Below are 6,233 nucleotides of genomic sequence, written 5' to 3'. Positions count from 1 at the left end.
GCGTCCTTCCGAAACTCAACCAACCAGCTGGCCAGTTCGTCTCGGCGAGGAGCGGGATATATGCCCCTCATTCCATCCAGTCAACCACTCTTTTGAAGCCTTTTTCAATTTTTTCTGCGGAGCAGAAAACCTCAAAATCAGGCGTCAAAAACACTCAGAGCGAAACGTTTGTTTTGTTTCGCACCCGAGAGCGCTTCGACTGGAGAAGAGGATCGTTGATACTCTCCCCAATCTCCACAGTCAACCATCTTTTTCTCTTTTTACCAGAAGAACGGTTAGTCCGTTTACCCAGCGAAAGTGACAAAGAAACTCCCGTGTCGGCCTCAATAAGTGACCGGCGCGTTCGCGTCGTTGACTGAAGAAGGGGCGCTTATAAGCCTCGTACTTCTGACTCGGCAAGCGCTTTTTTTACATGGAAATGCGTTTTCTTTTCCACAGCTGTGGAGGTCGTGTGGATAAGCCCTGATAGCGGAGGTTTTGCGGGCCGGACATAAAACGCCCTGCCCGCAATCTGAATAATCAGCCGGCGACAATATACTGCTTCATCGCTTCAGCCTCGGCTTCAGCCACGGAAATCTTCTGTTTCACGAGGTCTCCGATCGAAACGATTCCGACGAGCTTGTCGCCCTCCATAACCGGAAGGTGGCGAATCCTGCGGTCGGTCATTCGCTCCAGGCCATCTTCAATAGATGTATCCGGGCTTGCTGTGATGACATTGCGAGTCATCACATCGGCGACGGTCAGCTGAAGTGCATCAGCGCCCTTCTCAGCGATAAGCCTTACAATATCCCGTTCGGACAACATACCGACGAGTTTACCTGATGCATTCACGGCAACAGCGGCACCGATTCTCTTGGAATCGAGAATGCGCGCAGCTTCCTGCAAATCCATGCGCGGATCGAGCGCAACAATATCGCGCCCTTTGTCGTTGAGAATGTTGAAAAGTTTCATATCCAAGTCTCCTTCCCTGACGGCCTCTGACGGGCCCTACAGTAAGGAGAGTGCGCCTAAACGTGTTTTCAGGCAAGCCACGCGGGAATCGTGCATTAAATCACACTCCCGCGCGCCGTTATTTTTTACTCTATATATAGAGCATAAGCAGAGCCGCTTTTGGCGAGACCTAAGCCGCAGCCTCGCGCAGCATTTTTGCGATCTCGTCTTTCAGCTTCATGCGCTGCTTTCTCATGTCTTCTTCTGCAAGATCGCTCACTGGCTCCACCTTCGTTTCAGCCCGGTGAATATCGCGATTGATATCATGATACGCATCGGCCAGTTTTGCAAAGTGAGCATCACTGGTTTTGAGTTTATGGATCAGGTCTGCAGCCTCAGGAAATTCTTCAGTCAGTTCGTGTGGTGTATGGCTCATGAAAAGCTCCCTTAATTATCCTTATAAATATTGGGAGTTTATTGGGCCGCACCATTGGTCAAAAACGCGCAGGCCGCATAATGAGTCAGTCAGGTTCAGCATCGGCGGGATGCGTCCCGCAATGAAACACCCTCGAAAATTCTTAACGATAACTGATGCTTCGAAACACAGTTTCACACGTATCTTAACTTAAAATCCGTCTTTTCCCCGTAGAAGCGATATTGAACAGGATTATCGCACGTCGAGACGGGGTGGCTTGCGGGCTGCAGATTCCTCTGCACTACGCCTCCCCCCGCGAATGGGGATTAAGTATGAAGTACAGCGCAAAGACACTCTCTGCTGGCATGGTCGCAATTGTTGCGACAGGCTTCGGCATGACGTCCGCTGCACATGGACAGGCAGCACAGTTCTCCGGTCAGTTTGAAGTGCCATATGGCATGGGGCTGGGTCTGGCTGAAACGCCTTACGATCCGACCACTCGCGATTCAGCCGGAAACCGGCTCGTCATCGACGGACGCATCATCAATTCGAGCACATACTCAACACTGGGCGCCGGTATGAACACGCCATGGGGCGCCACCTCCGGTTCCGGCATGCTGGGCTACAACATGGCTATCGGTAACCAGCTGAACGTCATCACGAACGGCAATAACAACACGATCATTATCGACAGCACTCAAATCAATAATGGTAACCAGACCGCTATTCTGAACGGAGAGCAGGCTAACAATGAATAACTTTGTGAAATCGCAGAAGCGTAACGCCACCAAGTTCGTCGCTCTCGCTACGGTCGGTGCTCTAGCGCTTGCCGGCTGTGTCAGCCCGGTTGCAGGACCGCGCGGTAACTATACTGCGCCGATTGGCAACGCCCCGGTCACGACCAACCCGACACCATATTCCACGGCGCTGAACTGCCTTGCAAACTATGCAGCGGTCAACAATCTGCGCGCCCCGCGCGTCGCAGTTGGCCGCATCCTCGACTACACAGGCAAAGCCGACCTTGAAGGCGGCCGCCGCGTAACACAGGGCGCGTCTCTCATGGCGATCTCCGCTTTCGCGAAAGCTGGCGTCAGCCTTGTCGAGCGTTTTGATACGTCTGTATCCGAACTCGAGCTCACATATACAAACAACCGCCTCATCAGCGATGATGGTGCTAACTTCCGCGAGATCCACGCAGGCTCTATTCCGGGTTCTGACTATTATCTCGTCGGCGGTATCACCGAGATGAACTATAATATCCGCTCCTTCGGCCTCGAAGCTTATGCAGGCGATCAGGATATTGAAGACCTGAACGGCACATTCACGAACCGCATGTTTGTGATTAATGTCGGCCTCGATCTTCGCCTCGTCGACACACAGTCTCTCGAGGTTGTTGATGTGATCTCTTATCAGAAACAGATCATCGGCCGTGAAATCTCTGCGGGCGTGTTCGACTTCCTGAACGGTAACGTGTTTGACGTCGGTCTCGGCGAGCGTGCCCAGGAGCCAATCCAGCTGGCAATCCGCTCTGTTGTTGAACGTGCCGTTGTTGAAATGACCGCGACGCTCTACGGCATTCCGGGTCCTGATGCTTGCATCGGCGGCGACATGGTCACAACGACAGGCGAATCCGGCGGCTTCACGCTGGTTCCACCAAGTATTGGCACGAACAACGCTTCGACGCGTGACGACGATGCGCGCTGGAACGAAAACCGTGACCGTGCCCTGCGCACAGCACTTCGTGGTCGCCAGTAGGCGGCCGCAGGCTTTACGGGCTCTGACTAGAAACACCTGAAGGAGCGCACAATATGCGCCAAATCACGACCAGACTTCTCACAGGCACAGCGCTGATCGCCCTCGCCTCAGCGCCGGCATTCGCACAGGAAGTATTTCCCGATCCAGCGCCTGGCGCGGATGTCGTGGTTGTTGATCAGGTCATTCTTGGCAACGTCTTCGCCAATATGAATGTCGTCATTGCAGACACAGAGCCGAATGCCTCTGCTTCTGCGATTGCGACCGGCAATATCTCGACAGCCGAATCTATCGACAACGACATTGATTTCGATGGCGTCCAGCAACAGAACGGCACCGTTTCAGCGTCTACCTCCCTCACGGGCGGCTCGGTCTATGGCGGCGGAAATGGCGCGAGCAGCGAAACAACCGCCTACGGTAATTCTGCGACGACCTCGACCTCTAACGGTTCGACGTTTCACTACATCACGCAGACCAGTAATAATGACGTAAGCGCCGATTCCACGACAAACCTTCTGGTCGTTGATGGCGTCTCAGCGAATACGACCGCTGCCGCGAACGTTTCCCAGAATCACAATGTGAATGGTGAGAACCGCGGATTCCAGACCCAAACCGGCAATGCAAACGTGTCCGCCACGACAACCGGCACATTCGATACGGTAACAGATTTCGCCGCGCTCGGTTCAGTTGCGACGGGTAACTCACATCTTGCGACTGGCAGAACGACGACAAGCTATACCGGCGCAGTCCAGACGATGGCTGACGGCACATCGGTTTCAGCTCAGGCTGACGCGACTGTGGCGTATGCAAACAATGTTGCCGCTTCAGCGAGCGCCGCTGGCAACAGCACCGAAATCGACAATGAGTGGGGCTTTGCAACGCTCGGCCGCGATGGCTCGGAAGTATTCCAGTACAATGGTGCCGCAGTCGACGCTGACTCAGCCGTCACGCTCACCAACTGGACAGGCCCATCTGGCTCTACCTCTTATGGTGTTGGGAACTCTGCGCTGATTTCAAATATCGGGTCTGATACCGGCCTTTATGCCGTTCAGAACAATCAGGGCCAGGTCTCTGCGACAGCCAGCTTCAACGGCGGTGTTTCGCCGGACGGCAGTGTTGGCTATGCAAGCGCAACCGCAATCGGTAACGCAGCAACAGCAGCTCTTTGCCGGACTTGCGGACCTGACACGACACTTTATGGCAGCACGCAGCAGCGTAATGACGGTAACATCATCGCCAGCGGCACCGTGAATTCGGGCCTTGGCGGTTATGCGTCAGGCGCAGCGAATGCCATAGGCAACTCGTCGACCTATCAGTCGACTGCTGCAAACCAGTAATCTCTAATCATAAAAAAGCGCCCGTTGAGGCGTTGGGTGAAGAAACGCTCCGGACCATTGGTTCGGGGCGTTTTCCTTTGCCCTGTCTCTGAAGGTCACAAAACACATACAAAAAGCCTCCGGTCTGAGACCGAAGGCTTTCCTGAAATCTACATTGTGCGTTGCGGGCATTATTCGCCGAGATACTGGCCGACACCACCGTCGAGTGTGATAGACGTCTGTGGTAGTGGGCGCTGCACCAGAACTTCGCGTTCGACCGTCTCGTAACGTGTCTGGATCTGAGGCTCACAAATCTCACGCTGCACGCGTGTCTGAACCACTTTAATACCAGGCCCGTAGCGACGAAGTAGTGAACGCTCATTGCAATTACGTTGCGGGATCTGTGGCGCGCACATCAGACCTTCAAGCGGGCTGTGCAGGAGCGCTTCGCCAGGCGCGCAGCTAAATCCGGACGCGTGCTGGAAGCTTGCCTGTCCGTCAATAACTTCGCCGATCATGACCTGCATGCTCGTACCGGCCATGCAGCGATAAAGTTCACCAGTGTACTCGGATGGCACAAGTTCAGTATCGTCAACGCGTGATGCCGGATGCGGCGTCCCCGTAGCATCAATACACGTCGCCTGAATCGCAGCCGTCGCCATTTCGAAGATCACGCGCGGTGCACAGATCTCTTCTTCGACGGCGATCTGCTCTTCAACAGTTTCAACGACTTGCTGGGACCCGGCAACATTCAGGCTAAGCGTCGTTTGCGGAATTGGATCCGCCATCGGAATGTAGCTACCGTTGGCGTAGAAGGTCGTGCGGGAGTCGCGATTTGAAACATAGCCGCTCTGAGAGTAGCTGCTTGAGCCCTCATAAACATACTCTGTTCCCGTGCGTGCAGCACCCGGCGTATAAACAATGTTCGGGCTCGGAATCGAAATGCCCGGCGGCGTGATGTTGTGCGATCCGCCATTACAGCAGTCTGGCGGAGGCGTGCAACAATCACTCTGCGCAAAAGCTGGTGTTGCCAGCGTCAGAGCTGCGAGCGCACTACCCGTCGCCAATGTGTGTCGCCATGATACATGCATGCGGCGTCTCCCTGAAAAGTCGTCTGGAAAGGCACAAAAATCGTGCTTTCTTCCCCCACGACGCGAAGCTTGCACCGTTTTTATACCCATCACCCATGGATAAACCGTTTACGGGTTGGCCCAGACTTTGCCTTTCCAGATCAGAAATCATGAACTCGAAGCCAAAGAGACACACATAATGCTAGATCGGGCAGCTCATCCTCACACGCGTGCAATCATCAATGCGTGGCGACGCCTATCCTCGAATGCGGACCAGACCACATCTGATCCAAAAATCGAAGACTTTCCGAATCTTCTCGGCAGCCTTTTCGTTCTGCGTCACTCAGAAGATGGCATCTGGACGTTCGCCAATGCCGGCAAAGACATTCACAATGTCATCGGCCGCGAACTTCTGGATCATGACTTCCTGAAGCTCTGGCGTGGGCGCGACATGTCTCTGGTTGGTGCGCAGTTGGATGCTGTTCGCTACGGCTCAGCGCCAGGCATCATACGTGGCCGCGCCGAAACCCTTTCAGGTCAGGTTGTTGAGATCGAAGTTGCATTGGCTCCGCTTCGTTCACCAACCACGAACGCAGACCGTATTCTTGGCCTCTATCAGATGCTTGGCGGCGAAGGTCTTCTCGCCGGCCGTCCAATCTGGCGCCACAGTGTTGGCGCTATCTTCCCGCCGGAAGCCCCGCGGGAAGAACCTCAGCTCCGCCTCGTTGCAAGCAACGAGTAGACGCTCAC

The 6,233-nt window shown here is 54.5% G+C and carries 8 protein-coding genes; 5 read left to right on the top strand and 3 right to left on the bottom strand.

All coding sequences use genetic code 11. The annotated features are described in order from the left end of the window. A partial coding sequence (locus G523_RS21255) for a hypothetical protein (RefSeq protein ID WP_233347321.1) occupies positions 1-359 on the top strand: 359 nt, incomplete at its 5' end. 160 nt (positions 360-519) lie between these two features. On the opposite strand, the gene G523_RS0116940 is transcribed toward G523_RS21255, so the two are convergent. Together G523_RS0116940 and G523_RS0116935 are read right to left on the bottom strand one after the other, a co-directional pair. Next, positions 520-951 (bottom strand): CBS domain-containing protein, encoded by a 432-nt coding sequence (locus tag G523_RS0116940; RefSeq protein ID WP_027441855.1) that lies wholly within the window; start codon positions 949-951, stop codon positions 520-522. A gap of 169 nt (positions 952-1,120) precedes the next feature. Continuing rightward, positions 1,121-1,366: a YdcH family protein gene (locus tag G523_RS0116935; RefSeq protein ID WP_022696260.1), complete on the bottom strand. Its 246-nt coding sequence runs from the start codon at positions 1,364-1,366 to the stop codon at positions 1,121-1,123. Between the two features lie 311 nt (positions 1,367-1,677). Between G523_RS0116935 and hfaA the strand changes: the two genes are divergently transcribed. From hfaA to hfaD, 3 genes are read left to right on the top strand one after another with little or no spacing between them, the layout of a single operon-like run. Next, complete coding sequence (hfaA, locus tag G523_RS19860) at positions 1,678-2,103, top strand: holdfast anchoring protein HfaA (protein WP_022696259.1); 426 nt, start codon at positions 1,678-1,680, stop codon at positions 2,101-2,103. Further along, on the top strand, positions 2,096-3,100 hold the full coding sequence (gene hfaB, locus G523_RS0116925; RefSeq protein WP_022696258.1) for a holdfast anchoring protein HfaB: 1,005 nt from the start codon (positions 2,096-2,098) through the stop codon (positions 3,098-3,100). The genes hfaA and hfaB overlap by 8 nt, the downstream gene beginning before the upstream one ends. 53 nt (positions 3,101-3,153) lie before the next feature. Beyond that, positions 3,154-4,434, top strand: coding sequence for a holdfast anchor protein HfaD (hfaD, locus tag G523_RS0116920; protein ID WP_022696257.1), 1,281 nt, complete (start codon positions 3,154-3,156; stop codon positions 4,432-4,434). Positions 4,435-4,604: 170 nt separating this feature from the next. Here the strand turns inward: hfaD and G523_RS20555 are convergent, their stop codons facing one another. Continuing rightward, positions 4,605-5,504: a hypothetical protein gene (locus tag G523_RS20555; protein WP_022696256.1), complete on the bottom strand. Its 900-nt coding sequence runs from the start codon at positions 5,502-5,504 to the stop codon at positions 4,605-4,607. A gap of 178 nt (positions 5,505-5,682) precedes the next feature. Here G523_RS20555 and G523_RS0116910 point away from each other — a divergent pair, with 178 nt between their 5' ends. Next, positions 5,683-6,225: a PAS domain-containing protein gene (locus tag G523_RS0116910; protein ID WP_022696255.1), complete on the top strand. Its 543-nt coding sequence runs from the start codon at positions 5,683-5,685 to the stop codon at positions 6,223-6,225. The last annotated feature ends 8 nt before the right edge of the window (positions 6,226-6,233 follow it).

The organism is Ponticaulis koreensis DSM 19734 (assembly GCF_000420665.1).
GTDB classification, from domain to species: domain Bacteria; phylum Pseudomonadota; class Alphaproteobacteria; order Caulobacterales; family Hyphomonadaceae; genus Ponticaulis; species Ponticaulis koreensis.
The sequence above is the reverse complement of the archived record's forward strand: the minus strand, read 5'-3'. Positions and strand labels throughout refer to the sequence as shown.